Origin of the sequence: Natrinema salifodinae, assembly GCF_900110455.1 — an archaeon.
In the GTDB taxonomy this organism is placed as follows: Archaea; Halobacteriota; Halobacteria; order Halobacteriales; family Natrialbaceae; genus Natrinema; species Natrinema salifodinae.
On the sequence record NZ_FOIS01000001.1, the window covers coordinates 889,787 to 913,488 of the forward strand.

The 23,702-nt window shown below is 64.6% G+C and carries 24 protein-coding genes and 1 pseudogene; 13 read left to right on the plus strand and 12 right to left on the minus strand.

Annotated elements, in window-relative coordinates:
- Positions 1 to 52 precede the first annotated feature (52 nt).
- Both ilvD and BMY29_RS20890 read left to right on the plus strand, forming a co-directional pair.
- The gene (gene ilvD, locus BMY29_RS04120) at positions 53 to 1,780 is read left to right on the plus strand and encodes a dihydroxy-acid dehydratase (protein WP_049990777.1); all 1,728 of its coding nucleotides are present in this window, start codon (positions 53 to 55) and stop codon (positions 1,778 to 1,780) included.
- Between the two features lie 189 nt (positions 1,781 to 1,969).
- On the plus strand, positions 1,970 to 2,128 hold the full coding sequence (locus BMY29_RS20890; RefSeq protein ID WP_173424922.1) for a hypothetical protein: 159 nt from the start codon (positions 1,970 to 1,972) through the stop codon (positions 2,126 to 2,128).
- Between the two features lie 85 nt (positions 2,129 to 2,213).
- Here BMY29_RS20890 and BMY29_RS04125 read toward each other — a convergent pair whose 3' ends face one another.
- The 3 genes from BMY29_RS04125 to BMY29_RS04135 all read right to left on the minus strand — a co-directional run bounded on the left by BMY29_RS04125 (position 2,214) and on the right by BMY29_RS04135 (position 3,774).
- Entirely contained in the window at positions 2,214 to 2,645 is a 432-nt protein-coding gene (locus tag BMY29_RS04125; RefSeq protein WP_049990778.1) for an FAD synthase family protein, read from the minus strand.
- 85 nt (positions 2,646 to 2,730) lie between these two features.
- The gene (locus BMY29_RS04130) at positions 2,731 to 3,228 is read right to left on the minus strand and encodes a Mov34/MPN/PAD-1 family protein (protein WP_049990779.1); all 498 of its coding nucleotides are present in this window, start codon (positions 3,226 to 3,228) and stop codon (positions 2,731 to 2,733) included.
- A 129-nt stretch (positions 3,229 to 3,357) separates the two neighbouring features.
- Positions 3,358 to 3,774: an FAS1-like dehydratase domain-containing protein gene (locus BMY29_RS04135; RefSeq protein WP_049990780.1), complete on the minus strand. Its 417-nt coding sequence runs from the start codon at positions 3,772 to 3,774 to the stop codon at positions 3,358 to 3,360.
- Positions 3,775 to 3,891: 117 nt separating this feature from the next.
- On the opposite strand from BMY29_RS04135, the gene BMY29_RS04140 reads away from it, so the two are divergent.
- Both BMY29_RS04140 and BMY29_RS04145 read left to right on the plus strand, forming a co-directional pair.
- A complete protein-coding gene (locus BMY29_RS04140; protein ID WP_049990781.1) occupies positions 3,892 to 5,796 on the plus strand; it encodes a Hef-associated nuclease in 1,905 nt (634 codons plus the stop codon).
- A 229-nt stretch (positions 5,797 to 6,025) separates the two neighbouring features.
- A complete protein-coding gene (locus BMY29_RS04145) occupies positions 6,026 to 9,799 on the plus strand; it encodes a glycoside hydrolase family 97 N-terminal domain-containing protein (RefSeq protein WP_049990782.1) in 3,774 nt (1,257 codons plus the stop codon).
- A gap of 164 nt (positions 9,800 to 9,963) precedes the next feature.
- On the opposite strand, the gene BMY29_RS21565 is transcribed toward BMY29_RS04145, so the two are convergent.
- On the minus strand, positions 9,964 to 10,092 hold the full coding sequence (locus tag BMY29_RS21565; RefSeq protein WP_275041251.1) for a hypothetical protein: 129 nt from the start codon (positions 10,090 to 10,092) through the stop codon (positions 9,964 to 9,966).
- A 201-nt stretch (positions 10,093 to 10,293) separates the two neighbouring features.
- Positions 10,294 to 10,617, minus strand: a complete 324-nt coding sequence (locus BMY29_RS04150) for a ribbon-helix-helix protein (RefSeq protein ID WP_049990783.1) — start codon at positions 10,615 to 10,617, stop codon at positions 10,294 to 10,296.
- A gap of 109 nt (positions 10,618 to 10,726) precedes the next feature.
- Here BMY29_RS04150 and BMY29_RS04155 point away from each other — a divergent pair, with 109 nt between their 5' ends.
- The 3 genes from BMY29_RS04155 to BMY29_RS04165 all read left to right on the plus strand — a co-directional run bounded on the left by BMY29_RS04155 (position 10,727) and on the right by BMY29_RS04165 (position 13,976).
- The gene (locus BMY29_RS04155; protein ID WP_049990784.1) at positions 10,727 to 11,650 is read left to right on the plus strand and encodes an HhH-GPD family protein; all 924 of its coding nucleotides are present in this window, start codon (positions 10,727 to 10,729) and stop codon (positions 11,648 to 11,650) included.
- 607 nt (positions 11,651 to 12,257) lie between these two features.
- Positions 12,258 to 12,950, plus strand: a complete 693-nt coding sequence (locus BMY29_RS04160) for a helix-turn-helix domain-containing protein (RefSeq protein ID WP_049990828.1) — start codon at positions 12,258 to 12,260, stop codon at positions 12,948 to 12,950.
- A 444-nt stretch (positions 12,951 to 13,394) separates the two neighbouring features.
- On the plus strand, positions 13,395 to 13,976 hold the full coding sequence (locus BMY29_RS04165) for a DUF7344 domain-containing protein (protein WP_049990785.1): 582 nt from the start codon (positions 13,395 to 13,397) through the stop codon (positions 13,974 to 13,976).
- A 64-nt stretch (positions 13,977 to 14,040) separates the two neighbouring features.
- On the opposite strand, the gene BMY29_RS04170 is transcribed toward BMY29_RS04165, so the two are convergent.
- Positions 14,041 to 14,502, minus strand: coding sequence for a hypothetical protein (locus BMY29_RS04170; protein WP_049990786.1), 462 nt, complete (start codon positions 14,500 to 14,502; stop codon positions 14,041 to 14,043).
- 281 nt (positions 14,503 to 14,783) lie between these two features.
- Between BMY29_RS04170 and BMY29_RS04175 the strand changes: the two genes are divergently transcribed.
- On the plus strand, positions 14,784 to 15,512 hold the full coding sequence (locus BMY29_RS04175) for a bifunctional helix-turn-helix transcriptional regulator/GNAT family N-acetyltransferase (RefSeq protein ID WP_049990787.1): 729 nt from the start codon (positions 14,784 to 14,786) through the stop codon (positions 15,510 to 15,512).
- A 40-nt stretch (positions 15,513 to 15,552) separates the two neighbouring features.
- On the opposite strand, the gene BMY29_RS04180 is transcribed toward BMY29_RS04175, so the two are convergent.
- A complete protein-coding gene (locus BMY29_RS04180) occupies positions 15,553 to 15,963 on the minus strand; it encodes a DUF2267 domain-containing protein (RefSeq protein ID WP_049990788.1) in 411 nt (136 codons plus the stop codon).
- 175 nt (positions 15,964 to 16,138) lie between these two features.
- Between BMY29_RS04180 and BMY29_RS04185 the strand changes: the two genes are divergently transcribed.
- A complete protein-coding gene (locus BMY29_RS04185; protein WP_049990789.1) occupies positions 16,139 to 17,317 on the plus strand; it encodes a redox-regulated ATPase YchF in 1,179 nt (392 codons plus the stop codon).
- 126 nt (positions 17,318 to 17,443) lie between these two features.
- Positions 17,444 to 17,920 carry a hypothetical protein gene (locus BMY29_RS04190; protein ID WP_074854625.1) on the plus strand — a complete coding sequence of 159 codons (477 nt, stop codon included), beginning with the start codon at positions 17,444 to 17,446 and terminating at the stop codon, positions 17,918 to 17,920.
- A 274-nt stretch (positions 17,921 to 18,194) separates the two neighbouring features.
- Here BMY29_RS04190 and BMY29_RS04195 read toward each other — a convergent pair whose 3' ends face one another.
- The 4 genes from BMY29_RS04195 to BMY29_RS04205 all read right to left on the minus strand — a co-directional run bounded on the left by BMY29_RS04195 (position 18,195) and on the right by BMY29_RS04205 (position 20,089).
- Positions 18,195 to 18,551 (minus strand): hypothetical protein, encoded by a 357-nt coding sequence (locus BMY29_RS04195; RefSeq protein ID WP_074854626.1) that lies wholly within the window; start codon positions 18,549 to 18,551, stop codon positions 18,195 to 18,197.
- Between the two features lie 227 nt (positions 18,552 to 18,778).
- The gene (locus tag BMY29_RS20895; RefSeq protein ID WP_007141801.1) at positions 18,779 to 18,919 is read right to left on the minus strand and encodes a hypothetical protein; all 141 of its coding nucleotides are present in this window, start codon (positions 18,917 to 18,919) and stop codon (positions 18,779 to 18,781) included.
- A gap of 25 nt (positions 18,920 to 18,944) precedes the next feature.
- Complete coding sequence (locus tag BMY29_RS04200; RefSeq protein WP_049990790.1) at positions 18,945 to 19,433, minus strand: type II toxin-antitoxin system death-on-curing family toxin; 489 nt, start codon at positions 19,431 to 19,433, stop codon at positions 18,945 to 18,947.
- Between the two features lie 260 nt (positions 19,434 to 19,693).
- Positions 19,694 to 20,089 (minus strand): GNAT family N-acetyltransferase, encoded by a 396-nt coding sequence (locus BMY29_RS04205; protein WP_081985479.1) that lies wholly within the window; start codon positions 20,087 to 20,089, stop codon positions 19,694 to 19,696.
- Positions 20,090 to 20,117: 28 nt separating this feature from the next.
- Here BMY29_RS04205 and BMY29_RS04210 point away from each other — a divergent pair.
- Positions 20,118 to 20,339, plus strand: a pseudogene (locus BMY29_RS04210) (hypothetical protein); the annotation flags it as partial.
- A 176-nt stretch (positions 20,340 to 20,515) separates the two neighbouring features.
- On the plus strand, positions 20,516 to 20,773 hold the full coding sequence (locus BMY29_RS04215; protein WP_173424923.1) for a hypothetical protein: 258 nt from the start codon (positions 20,516 to 20,518) through the stop codon (positions 20,771 to 20,773).
- A gap of 60 nt (positions 20,774 to 20,833) precedes the next feature.
- Here BMY29_RS04215 and BMY29_RS04220 read toward each other — a convergent pair whose 3' ends face one another.
- The gene (locus BMY29_RS04220; protein ID WP_049990793.1) at positions 20,834 to 21,694 is read right to left on the minus strand and encodes a UbiA family prenyltransferase; all 861 of its coding nucleotides are present in this window, start codon (positions 21,692 to 21,694) and stop codon (positions 20,834 to 20,836) included.
- A 114-nt stretch (positions 21,695 to 21,808) separates the two neighbouring features.
- Here BMY29_RS04220 and BMY29_RS04225 point away from each other — a divergent pair, with 114 nt between their 5' ends.
- A complete protein-coding gene (locus BMY29_RS04225) occupies positions 21,809 to 23,509 on the plus strand; it encodes a thiamine pyrophosphate-binding protein (RefSeq protein ID WP_049990794.1) in 1,701 nt (566 codons plus the stop codon).
- Positions 23,510 to 23,702: the final 193 nt, after the last annotated feature.

A 23,702-nucleotide genomic window follows, 5' to 3' on the forward strand; every position in this document is an offset into this window, starting at 1 on the left:
AACGGTTGCCCGGGAAAGGGTAACTTATGTCCCTCCGACGCAAGGTCCGACCATGAGCAGCGACAGCGAATTCGACTACGGCAAGGACGAGGACCTCCGGAGCCGCGAGGTGACGGAGGGCGCGGAGAAGGCGCCGCATCGCGCGATGTTCCGAGCGATGGGGTTCGACGACGAGGACTTCGGCGCGCCGATGATCGGCGTTCCAAACCCCGCGGCCGACGTTACGCCGTGTAACGTCCACTTAGACGACGTCGCCGAGGCCGCGCTCGAGGGCGTCGACGAGGCCGGCGGCATGCCCATCGAGTTTGGCACAATCACCATCTCCGACGCCATCTCGATGGGAACCGAGGGGATGAAGGCCTCGCTGATCTCCCGGGAGCTCATCGCCGACTCCGTCGAACTGGTCTCCTTCGGCGAGCGAATGGACGGCCTGGTCACCATCGGCGGCTGCGACAAGAACATGCCCGGGATGATGATGGCGGCCATCCGGACGGACCTTCCCAGCGTGTTCCTCTACGGTGGGTCGATCATGCCTGGCGAGCATGGGGGACGGGAGATCACGGTCCAGAACGTCTTCGAGGGCGTCGGCGCCGTCGCCGAGGGAGACATGTCCGAGGACGAACTCGACGAGATGGAGCGCAACGCCTGTCCCGGCGCGGGCTCCTGTGGCGGCATGTTCACCGCCAACACGATGGCCTCTATCTCCGAGACCATCGGTTTCGCACCGCTCGGGTCGTCCTCGCCCCCGGCCGAGGACGAGGACCGCTACGAGGTCGCCCGCGAAAGCGGTGAACTGGCCGTCGAAGCCGTTCACGAACAGCGCAAACCCTCGGACTTCCTCTCGAAGGAGTCCTTCGAGAACGCCATCGCGCTGCAGGTGGCGGTCGGCGGTTCGACCAACGCCGTGCTCCACCTGCTGGCGATGGCCGCCGAGGCTGGCGTCGATCTCGACATCGAGGAGTTCAACGAGATCAGCGCCCGCACGCCGAAGATCGCCCACCTCCAGCCAGGCGGCGAGCGCGTGATGAACGACCTCCACGAGGTCGGCGGCGTGCCGGTCGTCCTGCGGGAGCTGCTCGAGGCCGACCTGCTCCACGGCGACGCGCTGACCGTCACCGGCGAGACGCTCGCCGAGGCCATCGAACGCGTCGATCCGCCGGCCGTCGCGGACCTCGACGCCGACTTCCTCCACACCGTCGACGACCCCATCCACGAGCGGGGCGCCATCCGCATCCTGACGGGGAACCTCGCCCCCGAGGGCGCCGTCATCAAGATCACCGGCGAGGACCACCTTCACCACGAGGGTCCGGTCCGGATCTTCGAGAACGAAGAGAACGCGATGGAGTACGTCCAGGAGGGCCGCGTCGAGAGCGGCGACGTCATCGGGATTCGTAACGAGGGGCCCCGCGGTGGTCCCGGCATGCGCGAGATGCTCGGCGTCACGTCGGCCGTCGCCGGCCAGGGTCACGCCGAGGACGTCGCGCTCTTTACCGACGGCCGGTTCTCCGGCGCGACCCGCGGGTTCTCCATCGGCCACGTCGCTCCGGAGGCCGCCGTCGGCGGTCCCATCGCCGCGCTCGAGGACGGCGACACGATCACCATCGACATCGACGACCTCGAACTCTCCGTGGACCTCTCCGACGAAGAGATCGAACGGCGCCTCGAAGAACACGATCTGCCCGAACCCCAGTACACGAGCGGCGTGCTGGCGAAGTACGGCCGCGACTTCGGCTCGGCCGCGAACGGCGCCGCGACCAACCCCGGCGTCACGGACGACTAGTCGCGCGCGGTTATCCTCGCGCCGGGTCACGGAGGCGGCCCGAAGCGGGACGCTACCCCCGGCGACCTCCTCCCTCCCCATCCCGACCATCCAAACGGACTACTTCCTCGCACCGGCAAGAGCCGGTCCCTTCGATTTCCTGCACGGGCCTTTCCCGCCTTTGTGAGCGAATACCGGCTAGACCGACGAATGTGTAAGTACTGTCTCGAGTGCGACTGGCAGATAAGTACCGCCGACGGCTATACAGAAAAGGAAGTCTCAGAGAAGGCAATCGAGCACTTCGTCGAGACGGGGCACACGGTCGACTCGCTCCGGCTGCCGCCGCCCGCGGTCGTCATCGAGAACTGAGCGAGAAATCGAACCCGATCGGGCGAACGTCGGTCCCGCTCTCTCGATGCCGCGACTCGAGACGACCGCCGCCCTTTCTCGCCGCTTATCCCCGCTGGTCGAGGATCCGCTCGATGATCAGCCGCGTCGACAGCAGTTCGTCCTCGGCCGCGGGTTCCCTGGCGCCGGCGCGGCGCACCTCGCAGTCGATCCCGCGGCGTTCGAGTTCGGCCTCGATGGCGGCGTCGTCGTGGTGCTGATCGTGACCCAGCGCGATCACGTCCGGATCGAGTTCCTCGATCGGGACGAAGATATCCTCCTCGTGGCCGAGGATTGCCTCGTCGACGGCCGCTAACGCGCCGACGACGTCCCGACGTTGGGTCGCGGGACAGATCGGCTTCTCCTTGTGGTCGACGTTAGCCTTCCGGGCGACGATCACGACCAGTTCGTCGCCCATCGCGGCGGCCTCCTCGAGGTAGTGGACGTGGCCCGGATGGAGGATGTCGAAGGTGCCTTGCGCGATAACCGTCCGCGTCATGTGGGTCTCGCCTTCGATATGTCGGCCGTCGGTTCCGTCGCGGTGCGTCCCGTAGTCAGTGGCATCGTCTCGCGCATAGCGAATCTCATCGTCGCAGTTCCTCGTCGATGTCCGCCTGCGTGAAATCGAAGAACTCCTCGGTCTCGGGCAGGTCGACGTCGATCACGTTCAATTGAGTGGGCTCTCCCTGCGAGTCGAACGCCCGCCAGTCGGTCCGGCGGTAGGGCGCGCCGATGATGATGTGGACGCTGCCCCGTCCGAACGTCTCCAAGTCCGCGTCGCTCGGGCTGATGACGCCGTTGGGATGGGAGTGGACGCTCCCCAGCGCCTTCATGTCGTTGGGTATCTGGTTCGTCTTGACCGTCGCGCTGACGCTGTTGGACTCGGTGCCGGGGATCACGAGGATGTCCGTGATGACGAGTCCGTCCCGATCCAGGCCCAGCCGGTGTGCCTCGGTACCCCGGAGAAACCCCATGTACTCGTCCGGATGGGCGGCCTCCGAGGCTTCGAGGGCGAACTCGAGTGTCTCCTCGGCGATCCCGAGGATCTCACTCGAGCGAAACAGCGCGTCTAACAGCCCCATATCCCCATCTGCGGCCTTGCGGTTGCTAAACGTTCCGATGCGCCCGTTGCTCGGTCCGCGCGGAACGCCGCCGGGATCGATCGGGACGCACGTCACCGCTCACGGCTCACGGCGGCCGCGAGCGACCGATCACTCGTCGTCCGGTTCGGACACCGCGTCTTTCGGGATGATCCCGTCGATGTCGCCGCGCAACACCTCCTCGTTGGCTTCGTTCGTACAGACCGTCGAACTCCGCACGTCGTAGTACTCGTCGCGCTCGGTCACCGAGTCGAGGCGACACGTACAGGAGATCCGTTCGCCGGTGTGGACCGGCTGGACGAACTCGAACTCCATGCTGCGCGCGATGTAGTTGAGATCCCCGCCGATCTTCGTCGGTAGCGTCGCGGTAAGCAGCCCCTGGACGGTCAATCGGCCCAGTTCGTCCGGCTCGGTATGGATCGGCTGCTGATCGCCCGAGAGTTCGCCGAACTCGCGGACGTCCTCGCGGTCGAACGACCGTTCGTACGCGTACTCGTCGCCTTCTTCGGGCGGGAATGACACTGTCATGCACGGATAGTTTCGGCGACGCGGCTTGTAACTACTCCTCGGTCGCGTCAACTCGATCGGGCGCCCATCGCTTCTTGACAAGGGTTATACGCGACCACCCCCAAACGGCGAATCAAGATGACGTGTGACTCCGCCGGGGACCCCGGCGCAGACGACGGGGATTCCGTCGTCTACGATCTCGCTTCCGATTGTACCGCTGACGACGTGGAGTACGACCGACCCTATCTCGCCGAGATCAACGGCATCGTCGACTACGGCGTCTTCGTCGATCTCTCCGACTCCGTCTCCGGTCTCGTCCACGAATCCGTCCTCGAGGGCACCTACGCCGTCGGCGACGAACTGGTCGTCGAACTCGAGAGCGTCCGCGAGAACGGCGACATGGCCTTCGAGCCCGTCGACGTCGACGACTACACGCTCCGGCAGGTCTCCCACGACTACGCCCTGACCGGCACGGACCGCCTCGAGAGCAACCTCGGCGAACAAATCCACCTCGAGGGCGAGGTCACCCAGGTCAAACAGACCGGCGGGCCGACGATCTTCCACATCGCCGACGAGGACGGCGTCGTCCCCTGTGCCGCCTTCGAGGAGGCCGGCGTCCGCGCCTACCCCTCCATCGAGGTCGGCGATGTCGTCCGCGTGACCGGCGCGCCCGAACACCGCGAAGGATCGGTTCAGATCGAGGTCGACGGCCTCTCGAAGCTCGAGGATCAGGACGCCGAAGACGCCCGTGAACGCCTCGAAAACGCCTTCGAGACCCGCGCCGAACCCCACGACGTCGAGCCGCTGATCGACTGGCCGGCCTTCGAGAAGCTCCGCCCGAACTTGGAGGAGGTCGCCAGGCTGCTCCGCCGAACCGTCCTCGAAGGACGCCCGATCCGGGTGCGCCACCACGCCGACGGCGACGGGATGTGCGCCGCCGTCCCCGTCCAGATCGCCCTCGAACGATTCATCGCGGACGTCCACGAGGACGACGACGCGCCGCGCCACCTCATCAAGCGGCTGCCGTCGAAGGCGCCCTTCTACGAGATGGAGGACGCGACCCGCGACCTCAACTTCGCTCTGGAGGACCGCGAGCGCCACGGCCAGCAGCTCCCGCTCCTGCTGATGCTCGACAACGGGTCGACGGCCGAGGACGTGCCGGCCTACGAGACGCTGGCCCACTACGACATCCCGATCGTCGCAGTCGACCACCACCACCCCGACCCCGACGCCGTCGGCGACTTACTCGACGCCCACGTCAATCCGTATCTCCACGACGAGGACTACCGGATCACGACGGGGATGCTCTGCGTCGAACTCGCGCGGATGATCTACCCCGACCTGACCGAGGAACTGCGCCATGTCCCCGCCGTCGCCGGCCTCTCGGACCGCTCGAAGGCCGACGCGATGGAGGACTACCTCGAACTCGCCGCCGCGGAGGGCTACGACGAGGAGCGTCTGCAGGACGTCAGCGAGGCTCTGGACTACGCCGCCTTCTGGCTGCGCTACAACTCCGGCGATCAGCTGATTCAGGACCTGCTTCAGGTCGACAGCGACGACGAGGAGCGCCACCGCGAACTCGTCTCCTTCTTCGCGGACCGGGCCCGCGAGGAAGTCGACGAACAGCTCGAGGCCGCGACGCCCCACCTCGAACACGAGACGCTGGACAACGGCGCCCACCTCTACCGGATCGACGTCGAGAACCACGCCCACCGCTTTACCTACCCCGCTCCGGGGAAGACCACCGGCGAGATCCACGACCGCAAGATCGAGGAGACCGGCGATCCGGTCATCACGGTCGGCTACGGCCCCGACTTCGCCGTCCTCCGCAGTGACGGCGTCCGCCTGGACATCCCGAACATGGTCTCGGAACTCGAGGCCGAGATCGCCGGCGGCGGCGTCTCCGGCGGCGGCCACTTGGTCGTCGGCTCGATCAAGTTCGTCACCGGCAAGCGCGAGGAAGTGATCGACGCCTTGGTCGAGAAGATGGCCGAGGCAGACATCGACGAAGCCCTCTCGAGCGCGGCGCCGATCGACGACTGAACCGGTCGGTCACGCTCGGCACGTTTTTCGTCCTCGTTCGTCACGCCCGATAGCGGTGGCGCTCACCCTCGGTTGGATTGCGACCTCGTTCGAACGTCGTCCTCCGCCAGAGCGAGCCAGCGCCAGCGAGCCGTCGTGGCGGCGGATCGGACGGGTTCCGAAACTATCACGTAAATGTATTTAAATCATAGTTAATTTTTAGTGGGGGAGTAATGACGTACGACGGGAAATGGAGGATGAAAAACCACACCACACTTTGGGACAGTATCGACGACGAGGCTTCCTCGGCGGGATGGCGTCGCTGTTCGCGGCGACGGCCTACTCGCTGACCGTCTCGGCGGACGCCGCAGCGCCGGTCGGCGAGGGTGACGATTCGGCGACGCAGACCGTCACCTCCCCGGACGGGAGCGTGGCGTTCACCGTCGACGTCGCGGACGGGACGCCGACGTACAGCGTCTCGTTCGAGGGCGAGCCCGTCGTCGATTCCTCGCGGTTAGGCTTCGAGTTTCGGAACCAGGCGATCTTCGGCGTCGGCGCGGACGCGGCCGACCTCGCCGTCACGGGGAGCGAGCGGACGACGGTCGACGAGACCTGGGAGCCCGTCTGGGACCGGTACGACGAGATCCGCGAACACTATACCGAACTCCGGCTCGGCCTCGAAGAACGGGCGGAGCCGGGACGAGGCGGCACGCTCGAGGTCCGGGTATTCGACGACGGCGTGGGCTTCCGGTTCCTCTTCGACGAGCGCTTCGGCGAGGGGTTCGTCATCACCAGCGAGCGCACCGAGTACGAGTTCGCCGACGACTACGCGTCGTGGTGGATCCCCAACGACTACAACAACTTCGAGGTCGAGTACGAGGAAACGCCGCTGAGCGAGGTCGACGCGACGCTCGAGGACGATCTGGGCGGCGAGTTCGACGGCGTCCACACGCCGATGACGATGCGGACCGACGACGGCCGCTACGTCAGCGTCCACGAGGCGAACCTCGACGACTACGCCTCGCTCGCGATCGCGCCACAGGACCGCGGCGACACGACCTTCGAGTCGACGCTCGCGCCGCTACCCGACGGCACGAAGGTGTCCGCGTCCGCGCCCCACAGGACCCCCTGGCGGACGGTCCAGTTGGGACGGCAGCCAGGCGACCTCGTCGAGTCGAACCTCGTCGTCAACCTCAACGAGGACTACAGCGACGACGTGTTCACGCAGGGCGTCGACTGGATCGAGCCCCAGAAGTTCATCGGGGTCTGGTGGCTGATGATCACGGGCCGCGCCGACTGGGAGTATCAGGGTCCACGGACCGGCAACCACGGTGCCCAGACCGGCCGCGCGAAGCAGTACATGGACTTCGCGAGCGAGCACGGCATCCCCGGCGTCCTCGTCGAGGGGTGGAATCGGGGCTGGTCGAGCTACCCGGGCGACGGGAGCGACCTCGACTTCACCGAGTCCTACCCGGACTTCGATCTGGAGGGCGTCACCGACTACGGGACGAGCTTAGCGCCCCCGACGCAGATGACGATGCACAACGAGACGGCGGGGGACTTCCACAACTACGAGTCCCAGCTCGAGGAGGCCTTCGGGCTGTACGACGACCTCGGTATCCGGACCATCAAGAACGGCTACGTCGCCGACGACGGCGACCTGGCCGGCGAGGGCCACAACCACCACAACCAGGTGCTGGTCAACCACCACACCCTGGTCGCCGAGACGGCGGCCGCCAACCGGCAACTGCTCGACATTCACGAGCCGATCCACCCGACCGGTCGCCGGCGGACCTATCCGAACCTGATGACCCGCGAGGGCGTGAAGGGCCAGGAGTACGACGCCTTCGGCGACGTCAGCCCGAGCCACCACGTGACGTTCCCGTTCACGCGGATGCTCGGCGGCCCGGTCGAGTACACGCCCGGCATCTTCGACATGGATTCGGGCTCCGGCGGTATCGAGACGACGCGGGCCAAACAGCTCGCGATGTACCCGACCTACTTCAGCGGCCTCCAGATGATCGCCGATCTGCCGAGTTCGTACTTAGCCGATCAACCCGCGACCTTGGACGTCGGCGAAGTCGGCCAGGCCCAACACGCCGAGCTGGACGGGTTCGTCACACAATCGGAGTGGGCCCACGCGCAGGGCGAGGAGTACGTTCCCTTCGACGCCAACAGCGTCGACGGCGGCGCGTCGGCGGCGTGGACGCTCGAGGACGTCGACGCGGCCGGCGAGTACGACGTCCACCTCCGGGTCGCCAACTACGAGGCCGACAACGGGCTCGACGAGGGCGTCGACGCGACGGCGACCCTCCGGATCGACGGCGAGCCGGTCGAGCGACTGACGATCCCCGGCACGGCGTACTGGGACGTCTGGACCGCGACCGCGACGACCGTCTCGCTCGAACCCGGTGACAGCGAACTCTCCCTGACCCTGACCGACGAGGACACCGGCGGCTTCAACCTCGATTCGATCGCCGTCACCGAGTCCGGCCAGGCGATGCCGGAGCCAGACGAGCCGCCGATCACCGGCCCGACGGTCCCCGAGTTCCGGTTCATCGAGGACGTGCCAGCGGCGGGCTGGGACGACACCCGCGTGCTAGACGCCGCGATCGGCGAGTACATGATCACCGCCAGGCGGAAGGACGACGAGTGGTACGTCGGCGCGATGACCGACGAACATGGCCGCGCGCTCGACGTGCCGCTTTCGTTCCTCGACGAGGCGCCCGGTCGACGGCGCGGTCACGAGAACGGCGAGGGGAAGGGCCACGGTCACGGCGACGGCGACGGGAACGGCGGGAATCGCAGTCGCGAGCGGGGCCGCGGCAACGGCCACGCGAAGGGCAAGTACGTCGCCGAACTCTACTCGGACGGCGTCGACGCCAGCTACGACGACGAACTCGAGGACGTCCGCATCGACGAGGCTATCGTCGATTCCTCGACGACGGTGCTGGCGTCGACGGTCGGCTCCGGCGGCACCGCGATTCGGCTGCGGCCGGCGACCCGCGAGGATCTCGAGCGGCTGCCGCGATACGAGCGGCCCGCGCAGGACGTCGACGTCTCGATCGACGCGAAGACCTTCGTGCGCGAGCCGTTCGTCGCGGCGAGCGGCACCAACGACGGCGACTACGTCGGCGGCACGAACGTCGAACTCGTCGTCGACGGCGAGGTCGTCGCCCGCGAGAACGTCCGCTTCGCGCCGGGAGCCGAGGACGGGACGTTCGCGTTCGGCGCGACGATCGACGAACCGGGAAGCTACGACGTGACCGTCCGAACGCCGGACGGGGAGACTCTCGCCGACCGGACGGTGACGGTAACCCCGCCGGAGACCGTCGCCTCGTTCGACGATCCGAGCGGCGACGACCACGGCCCCGGCGAGTACACGTACCCGACCGCCGACGACTTCCCGGACGGCGCCTTTGACCTCCGATCGGTCGAGGTGACCCGGACCGAGCGCACCGTCGAGTTCACCTTCGAGACCGAGACCCTGCCCAATGTCTTCGGCAGCGACCGCGGCTTCTCGCCGCAGCTGTTCGCGCTGTGGCTCCGCGACCCGACCGCCGACGGCGGGACCGCGTCCGAACTCGGCGACCTCGGCCTGGCCGCCGGCTTCGAGGCGCCGTGGCACTACCGCCTGGAGGTCAGCGGCTTCACGAAGAGCGCGGTCGACGCCGGCGGCAACTCGCTGACCGACGTCGACGGGAACGCGATCGCGGTCCGGGACGACGTCGACACCGACGCGAATACCGTCTCGCTGGCCGTCGATCGCGCGGCGTTCGGCGAGACCGACGTCTCGGAACTCGAAGCCGTGGCGATGGTCCAATCCGAGGACCGCGGCGAACTCCGCCCCGTCGCCGAAGAGGCCGAGGGCTACGTGTTCGGCGGTGCTATCCCCGGCGCCGAAGCGAACGCGCCGCGGGTGATGGACCTGGTGACTCCCGGGGGCGTCAGCCAGAGCGAGGCCCTGGCCTACTCGGCCGAGGAGCGGGCGACGCTGCCGTTCGTGCCGCTGAGCGACGGCTGATCGGACGCGGAGCTCTCGAGCTGTGACTACCGAAGCGTGAGAACTGCGACGCGCCCGACGGAGACCCGTCGGACGGCGCTTCGAATCGTCGAAGCGAGACTATCGAGACCGCATCGAGAGGGAATCGTCGGTCGATACGCCGTGTCGGATGCGGGACGCGCCGATCAGTCGGCGCCGTGTCGCGGGGTGTAGCCGCACTCCGCGCACTCGAGCGAGCCGTGTTCCGCCGTGAGGGAGCCCGAGCATTCAGGACAGCTGTATGCCGATTCGGTCGTGGACTGCGTGATCGCCATATTCGGTCCGGAGAACTGCGCGGCAATAAGCGCACCTATTACGAGATAGATATTGTATATTGGCAATAAATGTCGTATTGATTTCTGCTGCCAACCCGTTATCGGATCGACCGGACGTCGCCGCGGTTCGCGACGGGTGTCTCGAATCGACGCGACCCCGGCCCATTGCCGGCTGCTAACCGCCGACCGCCGGCCTGGCGATCAGAACTGGTAGCGCCGCTCGTCGTCCATCGTCGGATACTGGTCCGCGCCGGTCATCTCCTCGAAGGTCATGCCGGAGAGGTACTCGTCGTAGGTGACGTCGTAGTCCGACCGGAGCTGGAAGTCGAGCTTGCCGGTGTCGACGGTCGACTGGAAGAGCATGTGGATCGCCCGCCGGACGAGTTCGTCAGTCGCCTCGGGTTCGAGGGCGGTCTCGAGCAGGGCGAGTTCGTTGCGCGTCTCGCGGTCGAGCGAAACGGTCAGCTCGTCGCCGATCCCGGCGTAGGAATCCGTGACGTCGTCGGTGAGATCGTCCAGGCTCATACGGAAGGGGAATCGAGCCGACGGCATAGGGCTTTCGTGGTCGGGTCGAGGACGGACCCGGTGTCGCCGAATCATCACTGATAAACCGTCGCTTCCCTAATCCTCGCCGATGACAACCGGGGCCGAGGAGTGGACGCTGCCCGACGACCGCCAGGCCGTTCGGCGAGCGCTGGTCGCCTGGTACGAGGACGACCACCGCGAGTTCCCCTGGCGGCGGACGGACGATCCCTACGAGATCCTCGTCAGCGAGGTGATGAGCCAGCAGACCCAGCTCGGCCGTGTCGTCGAGGCCTGGGAGGAATTCCTCGAGCGCTGGCCGACGACCGCGGACCTGGCCGCGACCGACCGCGCGGACGTCGTGGGTTTTTGGACGGATCACAGCCTGGGCTACAACAACCGGGCGAAGTACCTCCACGAGGCGGCCCGCCAGGTCGAGGAGGAGTACGACGGGGCGTTTCCGACTACGCCCGACGAACTCCAGGAGCTAATGGGCGTCGGGCCGTACACGGCCAATGCGGTCGCGAGTTTCGCCTTCAACAACGGTGACGCGGTCGTCGACACGAACGTCAAGCGGGTGCTCTACCGAGCGTTCGACGTGCCGGACGACGACGCGGCCTTCGAGGAAGCGGCGCGCGAACTCATGCCCGAGGGCCGTTCGCGGGTCTGGAACAACGCGATCATGGAACTGGGCGGCGTCGCCTGCGAGCAGACGCCCCGGTGTGACGAGACGGGGTGTCCGTGGCGCGAGTGGTGCGGGGCCTACGCCAGCGGCGACTTCACCGCCCCTGACGTACCCACGCAACCGAGTTTCGAGGGGAGCCGCCGGCAGTTCCGCGGGCGCGTGATCGGGACCCTCCGCGAGTACGACGAACTCGACCTCGACACGCTCGGCCACCGTATCCGCGTCGATTACGCCCCCGACGGCGAGTACGGCCGCGAGTGGCTTCGAGGCCTCCTCGACGACCTGGCCGATGACGGACTCGTCGAAACGGGAGAGCGCGACGGGGAGGTCGTCGCCCGACTCCATCGATAACCGGTCCGGCGTCCCTGCGCACCGCTACAGGTGCAAGGTCGTGCGCTGATTTCGTCGCGGGACCGGTCACAGCGGACGGCACGCCGGAGAGTCGACGACGGTCGTCACGTCCCGTCGATCCCGTCGAGTCTGAACGAACGCGCGGCGGCGACGCCTGAGAAATGAGCGACACAACCGTCGACGCCCGACCGCCTCGACTCGTCGACCGATCGGTCTTCCGCAACCGGTTCCGTTCGCCGTTTGAAAACGCCGAACAGCCTGCATTCCCTGTCAGCCAAATTTCTGCGCTGGCCACCTGAAACGAGTGTCCGACGATACTTGTACCTGCTCGCGAGTTACAAGAATTGAGAACGGTCGAACCGTTTCGAGAACTCCGTTTCTCTCGAGTCGGCGCTAAAAACGAACTTGAAACACGGTTGACTAGTCCACTGGATTTTGAAACGCGGGCTGAGACGAAAGCAGTTACAGTCGCTCTGTGAATACCTTTCAGACGCAACCAATTATCACAAGTGAGCCTTCGGTGAAAGTGACAATCACCGGAATTGGGTGGCGGGAAAGGCTACCGGAAACGTAACCCGTCTATAGGTCTTCGTGGTGGAATCCGATGATGACCACAGTCGTCGAACTCGAGATTCCGGCTGACCGACTCGGTCTCGCTCGGACGTTTGATCACGTGTCGGCGTTCGAGTTCCGGATTGGCGGGATGATCGGCGGGGCGCCACCGCTCGTCTGGACCGGCGGCCCGGATCGGACGACCGTCCGCCAGGCGCTCGAGGCGGATCCGTCGATCGACGTGATCGCGAGCGTGGCCGACGACGGCGACGCGGCGGTGGACGAGACGGGGGCCGGCCCGACCGACCAGTGGTTGTTCCGCCTCGAGTTCGGTGACGGCGTGAAGCTATTCGAGCAACTCGTGACGGAAAACGACGGGGCGATCCTGTCGGCCCGCGGCGACGACCACCGGTGGATACTGAAGTTGCTCTTCCACGACCGCGAGTCGGTCTCGGCCTGCCACGACCTGCTCGAACAGTACGAGTTCGGCGCCGACGTCAGGCGGATCAGCGGCGTCAACGACCTCGCGACCGCGCGGACGCCGCTGACCGAGACCCAGTACGAAACGATCTGTAAGGCCCACGAGCAGGGATACTTCGACGTCCCTCGCGAGATCACCCTCAAGGAACTGGCCGCCGAATTGGGGATCTCACACCAGGCGCTCTCCGAGCGCCTCCGCCGGAGCCACGCCGCCCTCGTGAGCGCGGAATTATCCGAGCGGTCCGCCCCGATGGAGATCGATCCCTGATCGGTCCACCGACGGTGTGTCCGAGACCGACGCTGCGGAAACCCCCACCGTTAGAGAGCGGACGCGCCCTCCTCTGTCCCTCCCTGCGTCCACATGTACTGAGGAATAGCTAACAATCATACACCTATTCTCGAAGTTCTGTGGTATTTGTACCAATAGATAGCTTTATTTCTGGACTCCCCAATACTACGATGTCGGCATCACGCCGACCCGACGTATCAACGCTCGCTGTGAACGCCGGTGGATCACCCGTGCTCAATCACCGATCCGCGGTCATTCGTGGCTGTGTGGCCGCATCGCTACCGGACTCCCGACGGGTCGCGGGACACGACCCGTACCCCGTTTTCGCCGCGTCCCGTGCGCCGCGTCCAGCGACTCGGGTTCAGTTCGAATTGGTGCGTAGATTTATCTGTCCGTCGGAAATACAGTCTTTCGAGAACGGACGTGATCGGACGCAGCCGGACGGACCCCGTCGGTGAGCCGCCTAGAGCCACTGATGCCGTCGACGTTCCGTCGGAGTTGTCGCTGGACGATATCTATCACCTCTTGCAGACGAAACGCCGACGCGACGTCCTCCGTTACCTGCGCGACGCCGACGGCCCGGTCCGCATGCGGGAGCTCGCCGAACAGGTCGCCGCCTGGGAGCAAGGGACCAACGTCGAGCAGTTGAGTTCCGACGAACGCCAGCGCGTCTACATCTCGCTGTACCAGTCGCACCTGCCGAAACTCGATAACCACGGCATCGTCGACTACGACAAAGACCGCGGCTTGGTCGAACCGACGGCGCTCACGCCCCGGCTCGATCCCTTCATCGAAGGCGTCGGCGAGTCCGGGTCGACCGATCCGTGGCCCCGTCGGTACGCGGCGACCGTCGCGCTCTGTGGCCTGGTTCTCGGAACGATCGCCGCGGGAATCGCGCCGCTCTCCGGATTCGCGGGCGCAGTCCTCGTCCTCGGGGCGTTCGCGATCGCGACGAGCGTCCACGCCTGGTCGACGGGCGCGGTGGCTCGAACCGGCGATCGATGAGACGGGAAAACAGCGAACAGCGGCAACGAAATCGGGACACACGGCGGCCGCCGTACGACGACCGTCAGTCGGCGCGGGAGGGGGCCGCCGCGTTCGAATCGCGAGTGCGGGCTCGTTTCCGTTCGAGGAGCTGCTGGGCGTGGAACGCGACCGAGAAGTCCTGCGGACTGGGCAGCGAACAGGCGAGCCAGCCGATGGCAGCCGCGGCGACGACCGGCGCGTCGCTCGTCACGAGTCCGGCGAGGGCCAACCCGAAGACCGGAACGGCGAGGAGGGCGGGCGCGAGCGCCGCGAGGCGAAGCGTCCAGGGCGGTTCGCGGCCGGTCGGTCGGGGGTGGACGGCAGCCCAGGGACGGGTCGTCAGCGCGGCGACGACGCCGTCGGACCGGCCGGGAAAGTAGGAGACGGAATAGTCGACGCGGGCGAGTCGGAGGGTCGCCGCGTGGGCGGACTCGTGGGCGACCAGGCCGACCGCCACCGAGAGGGCAAGCGCGCACCCAGCAACCACCACGTTCGAGCCGATCATAGGGGACTACGAGATGTACACTGTCGACCGCGCCGACGGCGCGGCGATCATCTCGCGCTCGAGTCGATGAACTGCCGGTGGAAGTTCGTCCGGCTGTACTAGTTGTCGCCTTAAGGGCGGGCAAAAGGGGCCGGCGATCGGCGATGGAAGTGAGGTCGTCCTTCCCTGCTGATGGTATCGCCGTACGCCACCGCTTTTCAGCGATCGTATCCTATCACTGGAGCGTATTCAACAGGAAGCGCCAACGAAGGGTTAAGTATTGTTGGGTGGTAGCGTACACCATGGAACGAGAAACCCTCGAATTTGGGCACGAGGACCGCAGGCGGATTTACGAGTACGTCGAGCGTCAGGGGGCGGCCGATCCTGACGAGACGCGAGATCGACTCGGCGTCGATCCTAGCGGGTTCCGCCACCACGTCGCGATCCTCAAGCGGGACGGGAGAATCGAGGAAGAAGGTGGCAAACTGCGGGTCACACTCGACGCCGGCGCCGAGGAGGAGTACGTCTCCGAGGACCTCGAGTTCCACATCCGGCCGGCGCGCCAGGAGGACCTGACGGGGATCGTCGGCGCGATCCGCCAGGTCGCCGAGGAGAAGACCTACATCGAGGCCGAGACCGTCGCCGACGAGATCGACCACGAGGAGGCCCTCCTCCGGCACAACGAACTGGAGTCGCGGATGTTCTTCGTCGCCACCGTCGAGGACGAAGTGGTCGGCTGGGTCCACCTCCACGCGCCGGAACTCGAGAAGCTGAGCCACACCGCCGAGCTCACGGTCGGCGTCTTGGAGGAGTACCGCGGCCACGGCGTCGGTTCACACCTTCTCTCGCGCGGACTCGAGTGGGCCGGCTCCAACGGCTACGAGAAGGTCTACCAGAGCGTCCCCTCGACCAACGAGGACGCGATCGCGTTCCTCGAGGAACACAACTGGGAGACCGAAGCGATCCGCGAGGATCACTACAAACTCAACGGCCACTACGTCGACGAGGTGATGATGGCCGTCGAGCTGTAGTCGACATCCCCTCTTCTCCCCTTCGTCGCTCTCGGGTCTCTCAAACGGGACTCTCCTCGGCCTCGGCGATCTCGAAGAGTTGCTCGTAACCTTCGTCCGCCGGCAGCTGCGTGCGGAGATCCTCGTAGGCGTCACCGGTGACCGCCTCTGCGACGACGTCCATGACGACTTGCGCGTGCAGCGCGGCCGCCGGCTCGTCCTCGTCGCCGACTTCCTCGCGGTCGGCGACGCGGTCGACGTACCCGTCGAAGTCGAACCGCTCGACGTCGTCGCCCTCCTCAAGGAACCGACCGAGTTCCTCGGGCAGTTGGGCGCCGATATTCTCCGCCTGGCCGGGTTGAGTTCGCTCGGAGAGGGTGGTCAGGGTGGCCCGAGTAATGCTCAGCGCGGCCTCTCGGGAATCGAGCTGTGCGCGGTGCTGGACTTCGCCGATGAAGTCGTCGTACTGCATGTGCGGCGGTTCCGCCGCCGCGGTGTTGAGGCTGAACCCTTCGGTACAAGCGATGGACGATGGGTGACGGGTGGACGGTGGGTGACGGGTGGCGGATGGCGAGCGCAGGGGCGCGCTCTCGGAGCGCATTCGAGGAATCGAAAGACAATTCCTGTAGACGGCGCTACGACACGGTATGCTTTCGATCGCGCTTGCCGGAAAGCCGAACGCCGGCAAGTCCACCTTCTACACGGCGGCGACGATGGCGGACGTGGACGTCGCCAACTACCCCTTCACCACGATCGACGCCAACCGAGGGGTGAGCTACGTCCGGACCGAGTGCCCCTGCCTCGAGCGCGACGAGCGGTGCAACGCCGATAACTGCGAGGACGGCAAGCGCTACGTCCCGATCGAACTACTCGACGTGGCGGGCCTGGTCCCCGGCGCCCACGAGGGGAAGGGCCTGGGCAACCAGTTCCTCGACGAACTGACGAACGCCGATGTGATCGTCAACGTCGTCGACGCCTCCGGCGGGACCAACGAGAAGGGCGAACCCGTCGACATCGGCGCACACGACCCGCTCGAGGATATCGACTTCATCGAGGAGGAAATGGACCTCTGGCTGGCGGGCATCGTCGAGCGCAACTGGGAGTCCGTCGAGCGCAAATCCCGCTCGCCCGACTTCGACATCGACGACGCCCTGGCGGAGATGCTCTCGGGCTTCGGCGCCTCGCCGAAACAGATCGCGACCGTCCTGCGGGAACTCGACTACCCCGAGGACCCGATCCAGTGGGAGGACGACCACCGCGAGGAACTGGCGCGCCTGGTCCGTGAGCGCACGAAGCCGATCGTCGTCGCGGCGAACAAGATCGACGTCGCGCCCGAGGAGAACGTCGAGCGGCTGCTCGACCTCGATAAGCCCGTGATCCCCACCACCGCGGAGGGCGAACTCGCGCTCCGCCGGGCCGCGGACAACGGCCTGGTAGAGTACGATCCGGGCGACGAGACGATCGAGATCGGCGACGACGTCAGCGACGCCCAGCGGGAAGCGCTGGAAGGCCTGGCGGACACGATGGCCGAGTGGAACGGAACGGGCGTCCAGTCGGCGCTCGACTACGCAGTCTACGACCTGCTGGACCACCTCACCGCCTACCCGGTCGAGGACGCCTCGAAGTGGTCCGACGGGAGCGGAAACATCCTGCCCGACGCCTTCCTGTTATCCGAGGGGTCGACGCCGGTCGACCTGGCCTACGCCGTCCACTCCGACATCGGCGACGGCTACCTCCACGCGGTCGACGCCAAGTCGAACCGAGAGGTCGGCGAGGGCTACGAGTTAGAAGAGGGGGACGTAATCAAGATCGTGAGCACTAACTGACAATAAGATAACAAACCGAATACTGTGTTTTAGGCGGGTGTGGCGACCAGTACAGGGCGTACAAGCATCGTCCATTCCAATTCCTCACACAGAAAGCTTATATGAATATGTCGCAGATATGATTATATGATTTCTCGTCGCGCTACCCTCCGAGCTACGTTCCCTCTACTCGCCGGTACGCTTTCTGGATGTACTGCCTCGGCTTTTTCCAACAGGCATCCTCATCTCAACTGTATCGAACTAATTAATTTAGACACCGAATCGAATACTGTTCACCTGCGTGTTGAATACGAGAATGGAGAAACATTCTCTGATTCCTATACTATTGATGGTCGTGAAGAAGACGGTCGGGTTAAACAACGATGGATTCCACAGGAGTTGCCCGATGAGACGGGACAATTCCGTGTCCATTTTCGGATGGACACGCATTCAGAGTGGGTAACAATCGAATCTGAGGAGGAGTTGGGCGAGTATGCTATCCAGATAGCGTATCGGATTGATTCAGATGGCCACGGCATACCCTTTTGGGAAATGCGTGATGCTGATCACGACGAGCGAGGTTGTAGCGAATCGCTCGCAAACCCAATTGAAATTGACGGGTGAACCAATGTTCATATTGAATGTGGTTTCCGTCGTTCTCCCCCCATAGCCGGTCAGTTCGCATCTGCAGTGATCGCGAAGTTCGAAGCAGATCAAAATGGAGTTTATATGTTGTGTACACTGTGTGTACTCAGAAATGGTAATCAAGATCGTGAGTACCAACTGACAAAAACCTAATAAATATGGCCTCCGCTTTTTATTTAGTTGGCCCCAGCGATCAGTACGGGGATTCACGTATCACTCGGTACAGAGTAGATACTGAGCGCCGATAGCTTGTTTAGGCAGTCCGAGATTTCTGATATCGGGACGTAGAGAGATGGAGAGCGGCAAATGTACTCAACAGAATAACTGCACTCAACAGGACAGTGATCGACATTTCATTGCTGACCGTAGTGAATTCAACCACAATCCGTGGGACAAGGACACCTGCAATAATAACCGCACCGACACCGAGGACACCAGAAGGTAACCATGCCTCGCGAGGTACGAATATGACTGTTCCAATAAGAACCCCTCCGAGAACAATCGCGGGAAGAGGATCAGAGACACCCATCAACATATAGATGATCAGCGCCAGACTGCTGGCGACGGTGACCACTATGTTGAACTCGATCTCTTGAACCGTGTTTCTCATGCATAATACCCCATCTTGATTTGATAAAATTCTATGAGTTATAAGCGCTATTGACAAGATGGTGTTCGTCTCCGATCCCAATTGTGTATCTACAGCATTTGCATCTGTAGTGATCGCGAAAGTCAGGTCGGGTCAAAATGGAGTTTATACGTTGTGTACACTGTGTGGACTCAGTATTGGTAATCAAGATCGTCAGCACGAACTGATAAAATTAGAGTCGAAGTGCGTTACTCGTTTTCGAGCGCGTCGTAGATATCTCGATTCGAGTCTCGGTCAGCCGCCGCCACTCGCTGGACGAGTTCTCGTCGGATATCGTCCATCACTTCATCGAGCGGGGAACCGGACTCCGAACCTTCCTCGGTCGCCATATTTGGGGTATCGTCCCGACCGTGGTTAACCGTTCGGGTTAGATGAGTCACCGGTTAGTTCATCCAGTCCGTACTGGATGAGGTCGTCTCGCCACTGTTCGATCTCGCCTGCAAGGTCGATTTCTTCAGTGTGAGATCGAAGATATTCGAGAGTTTCCGTTTCGTCGACGGTCGCCTGATCGGTGCCGAACTGCTTGAGGATCGTCCTGATTTCGTCGTCGTACGTGAACCGATATCCGTTGAGAAAGTAGAACACGACCGTTGTGTTGAGCGCAGTGCGCTTGTTTGCGTCGACGAACGGATGGTTCGCCACCAATAACCGGAGGAGGTGAAACGCCTTCTCGTGAATCGTCTCGGGTGTCGTTCCGAAACTTCCGTTCTCGATGTAGTTCAGGGCAAACTCGATATCGCCACGATTCTGGACGCCAGCGTGCGTGTCGGAATACTCTGATACGATGTCGTCGTGGATGGCGAGTACGTCGTCGACTGACGGGTACCAGAGTGAGTCTGCCATTCGATCCGCCGTTTAGGCCGCATCCGGGTAATCCTTGCTATCAACTTCGGCCAGCCAATACGTGACCTCTCTACGATCCCATCGTTAATCGGACTGTATTTATTCGTTGTGTACACTGTCTGCACTCAGATGTACTGATCAAGATCGTGAGTACTAACTAACGATATCGGGACACACCGAGACCGCCGTTTTCATCTGCAGTCCAGTTGGACGCAGAGATCAGTACGGAGGCGTATTCTTCGGAGAGGACGTGTTTCGCCTCACTCTAGTGGCTGGACGTAATCGACCTGTTTCGGTCGGAAGTTCGTATCGCGGTGGAACCGGCGGGCGTCCTCGTTCCGCCACTCGCAGGAGACTTTGAGGTGGTCGTAACCTTGATCGCGAGCCAGCTCCGTTACGCGCTCGATGACTCTCGAGCCGTGACCTCGGTTCCGGTGGTCTTCGTCGATAGCGAGGTTTACGATGCGGAGATACCGAGAGTACTGTCGGGAGGAGTGGTGACCCTCGCGGAGCGTAACGAAGCCGATTGTCTCGTCCTCGTGAACGACGAGGTAGTCGGTGATCGCATCGTCGTCGAGATGGGCGTGAAAGCCGTCGTCGGGCACTTCGTCGACATCCGCGTAAACGAGTTCGTTCAGTTCGTCGTACACTTCCATCGCTTCCGCGAGGGAATACCAGCGGTCAATGCCCGCCGACCCGGGATCGCTCGAGGAGTTCCGCGAGTATCTGGATCATCATCTGCGCTGCCAGATCCGGGACTGTTACGTCGGGATGGGGCTGGTCCCGCCGGAGCCGTACCGCGTCGTCGGCTTCGGAAATTTCATCTACGCCCGCCGGTACGATCACTACGATCTGTACCCGCGAGTTCACCTCCAAGAGGGCGATCACAACGCCGCCTTTCGGTAACGCTGGTCTGGACCAGTTTTCGATCACGAGCATACTCACTCGAGTGATTGTCGATGGATCCGATTTCCGTTCGGACGATCGGTATCACGACGATTTTTCTGGCGGTGAGCGGAACGTGTTCAGCGTTTCTGGCAGGTAGAGATGCGCTTTTCGTCGCTGGCGTCCTATACGTCGGTATGACGTATCGACCCAGTCGGGTTTCCCAGCCTCGACCCCAGCGCGAACGACCGATCGCGGCGCAGTTGGCCGCTCTCAACGAGCGCCTCGAGGTCGCCGAGCGACAGCACCGGCAACTGCGGAACACGGTCAGCGCGCTCGGCCGCGAACTGGGAGCCACAGTCGGCAGTCCGTGCGTCCACTGCGAGGAGAGCTATCTGCTCATCAAAGACGGGAGCATGTCCTGCCCTCGATGCGGGTACCGGGAGTCGCTATAGGCACGGCCCGAAGCGCGCGGTCGCCTCCACCAGGCGTGTCCGACTGACGCGCCCGCGTGTTCACACGAATGGTGCGATCGGTTCGAACCAGGCGGCCGCGACGAGCACGGCGAGGAAGACGTAGGAGCCCCGGATGAGCAGCATGGTCGCGAGCGTGGGGTCGGCCCGGCGGGCGACGGCGGCGACCGCGCCGAAGGCAAGCGCCGCGAGGATCGCCGTCGGCGGGAAGACGCGGACGACCGCCAACGCGACGACCGTCGCTAACGCGAGGGCCATTAGCCCGTAGGCGAGGTCGTACGCTCGTTTCGGACCGATCGCCACCGCGACGGTCCGCTTCTCGATCGAGCGGTCGTAGTCGAAGTCCTGTGCGTCGTCGATCACCTTGATCCCCGAGAGGAGAACGAGGAAGACGACGGCGAAGCCAAGCGGCACGGCGGTGACCGTCGACGTCTGGACGTAGAAGCCGCCCAGGAGGGCCAGCGCGATTCCGAGCGGGTAGCCCGTCGTCGCCGTCACTGGGTTCATGTCGAGTTGCGGCGCGTGGTGGTAGGCGATCAGCCAGGTCGGGAGGACCATACCGAGCACGAGCCCGTCGACGAGGGCGACGAGCAGGACACAACAGAGCGCGAACGTCGTGGTCGAGAGGGCGAGCGCGACTCGACAACCGGTCTCGGTCAGCGGGTGGTCGTCGTCCTCGCCGCGGACGTGGAAATCGACGTAGCCGTCCTTGACGTGGGCTGTGTAGACAGCCGCGAACATCGCGACGACGTGGACGGCCGCGAGCGTCGGATCGACGCTGCCGGCGAGGATCGCGCCGAACAGGGACGCGGCCAGCGGCGGCGTCATGAAGACGGGGTGGACCTGCGACCAGAGGGCTCGCACCGCCGGGCCGACACCGGTGCCGTCTCTCGCGAGGACCATCTCTGTGTCGAGCGACAACGAACTGACGTATAATACCACGGCTGGAACCGTCGGCGTCGGACGCCGACGGCCGGAACACACAGTTTGATGTGCCGTGCTGTGCCACGAGAGAGCATGACTGACAGTGCTGGCTACACCGGCGCGGATCTCTTCACCGACGCCCTCGAGTCCTACGGCGTCGACTACGTCTTCGGCAACCCAGGGACGACCGAACTGCCGATTCTGGAGGCCATCGGCGAGAGCGACCTCGAGTACCGGCTCGGACTCCACGAGGACATCGCCGTCGGGATGGCCGCGGGCTACGCCCAGCGCCGTCGGTACCACGCCCACCACGACGACTCGGTCACGCCGGTCGGCGTGGCGAATCTCCACATCGCGCCCGGCCTGGCCCACGGCCTGGGCAACCTCTACGCGGCCAAGGTCGCCGGCGCGCCGCTCGTGGTGACCGCGGGCAACCACAGCACCGATTTCCGCCACGAGGAGCCGATCCTCTCGGGCCGACTCGCCGACATGGCCAGGCAGTTCTGCAAGTGGTCCGACGAGGTACTCGACGTCGCGGCGCTGCCGACGATGCTCCGGCGAGCGTTCCGAGTCGCGATGACGCCCCCGACGGGCCCCGTCTTCCTCGGCTTGCCGCTGGACGTGACGATGAGCGAGACCGACGCCGACCCGGAACGGCTCGGCCCGATCCCCAACGCCGGCAGCGGCGACCCCGCGCAGCTCGAACGCGCCGCCGAGCTACTCGCCGAGGCCGAGAGCCCGGTGCTGGTCGTCGGCGACGGCGTCGCCCGCTCGGGCGCGGACGCCGTCGCAGCAGCGGTCGAACTCGCGGAGGCAACGGGCGCCCGCGTCCACGGTGAAATCCTCGCCTCCGAGATCGACTTCCCGACGGACCACGAGCAGTGGGTCTCCTACCTGCCGGCCAGCGAGGAGGCCGTCTCCATGCTGCTCGACACCGACACGATCGTCTTCGCCGGCTGTTCGACCAACACCACGCTGACCCGCCACGAGGAGCCGCTGGTCGACGCCGACGCGACCTGCATCCACCTCGGCGACGACGCCTGGCAGGTCGGCAAGAACCAGCCCGCCGACGCGGCCGTGATCGGCGACCCCGGCCTGGTCATGCAGGGAATCACCGAACGCGTTCAGGGGAAGCTTTCGGACGGCGCGGTCGAAGACCGGCTCGACGACGTCGCCGAGGTGAAGGAACTGGTCGAGACCAAACTGTCCGGCTACGGCGAGGGCGACGAGAACGGCGACGATCCGCGCGCTTCGAAAGCGCAGTTAGTCGACGCGATGGAGCGCGTCGCCGGCGACGCCGCCATCGTCGACGAGGGCGTCACCTCGAAGTACGCGATGCTGACCAGGTGGGAGCTCGCGCCCGAGCAGTACATCTCGAACAAGGGCGGCGGCCTCGGCTACGGGCTCCCGGCGGCGGTCGGCGCCGCGGTCGCGGAGGAACAACGCGACGATCCGCGGGACGTGGTCGGCTTCATCGGCGACGGCTCCTACCAGTACTACCCCCACTCGATCTACAGCGCCGCCCGCTATGATCTGGACCTAACCGTCGTGATCTCGGACAACCGCAACTACCGCATCCTCAAGGACAACACCCTGGACCTACTGGGCGGCGACGAGGACGACCACGAGTTCGTCGGCATGGACTTCGAGCCGGGGGTCGACCTCGTGGGGAACGCCGAGAGCCACGGCGCGCGCGCCGACCTCGTCGAGACCCCCGACGCGATTGAGGACGCACTCGCCGACGCGCTCGAACGCGACGGTCCCGACGTGCTCGACGTGCTGGTCCACGACTGACGAGTCCGCGGCGAACGGTCCGTACGTCGATCGACGGTCATCAGTTGCCGGCTTCCGGTCATCGCTCGCTCTCGCGGGCGGATGGACTGTTCGATCGGCGGATCTTCCGGCCCTCGACCCGCCGATTACCAGCAGTTGGCAACTCAGTTTTACCTAGTTTTGACGTGAAAACAATACGAGTTCTTAGCTGGAA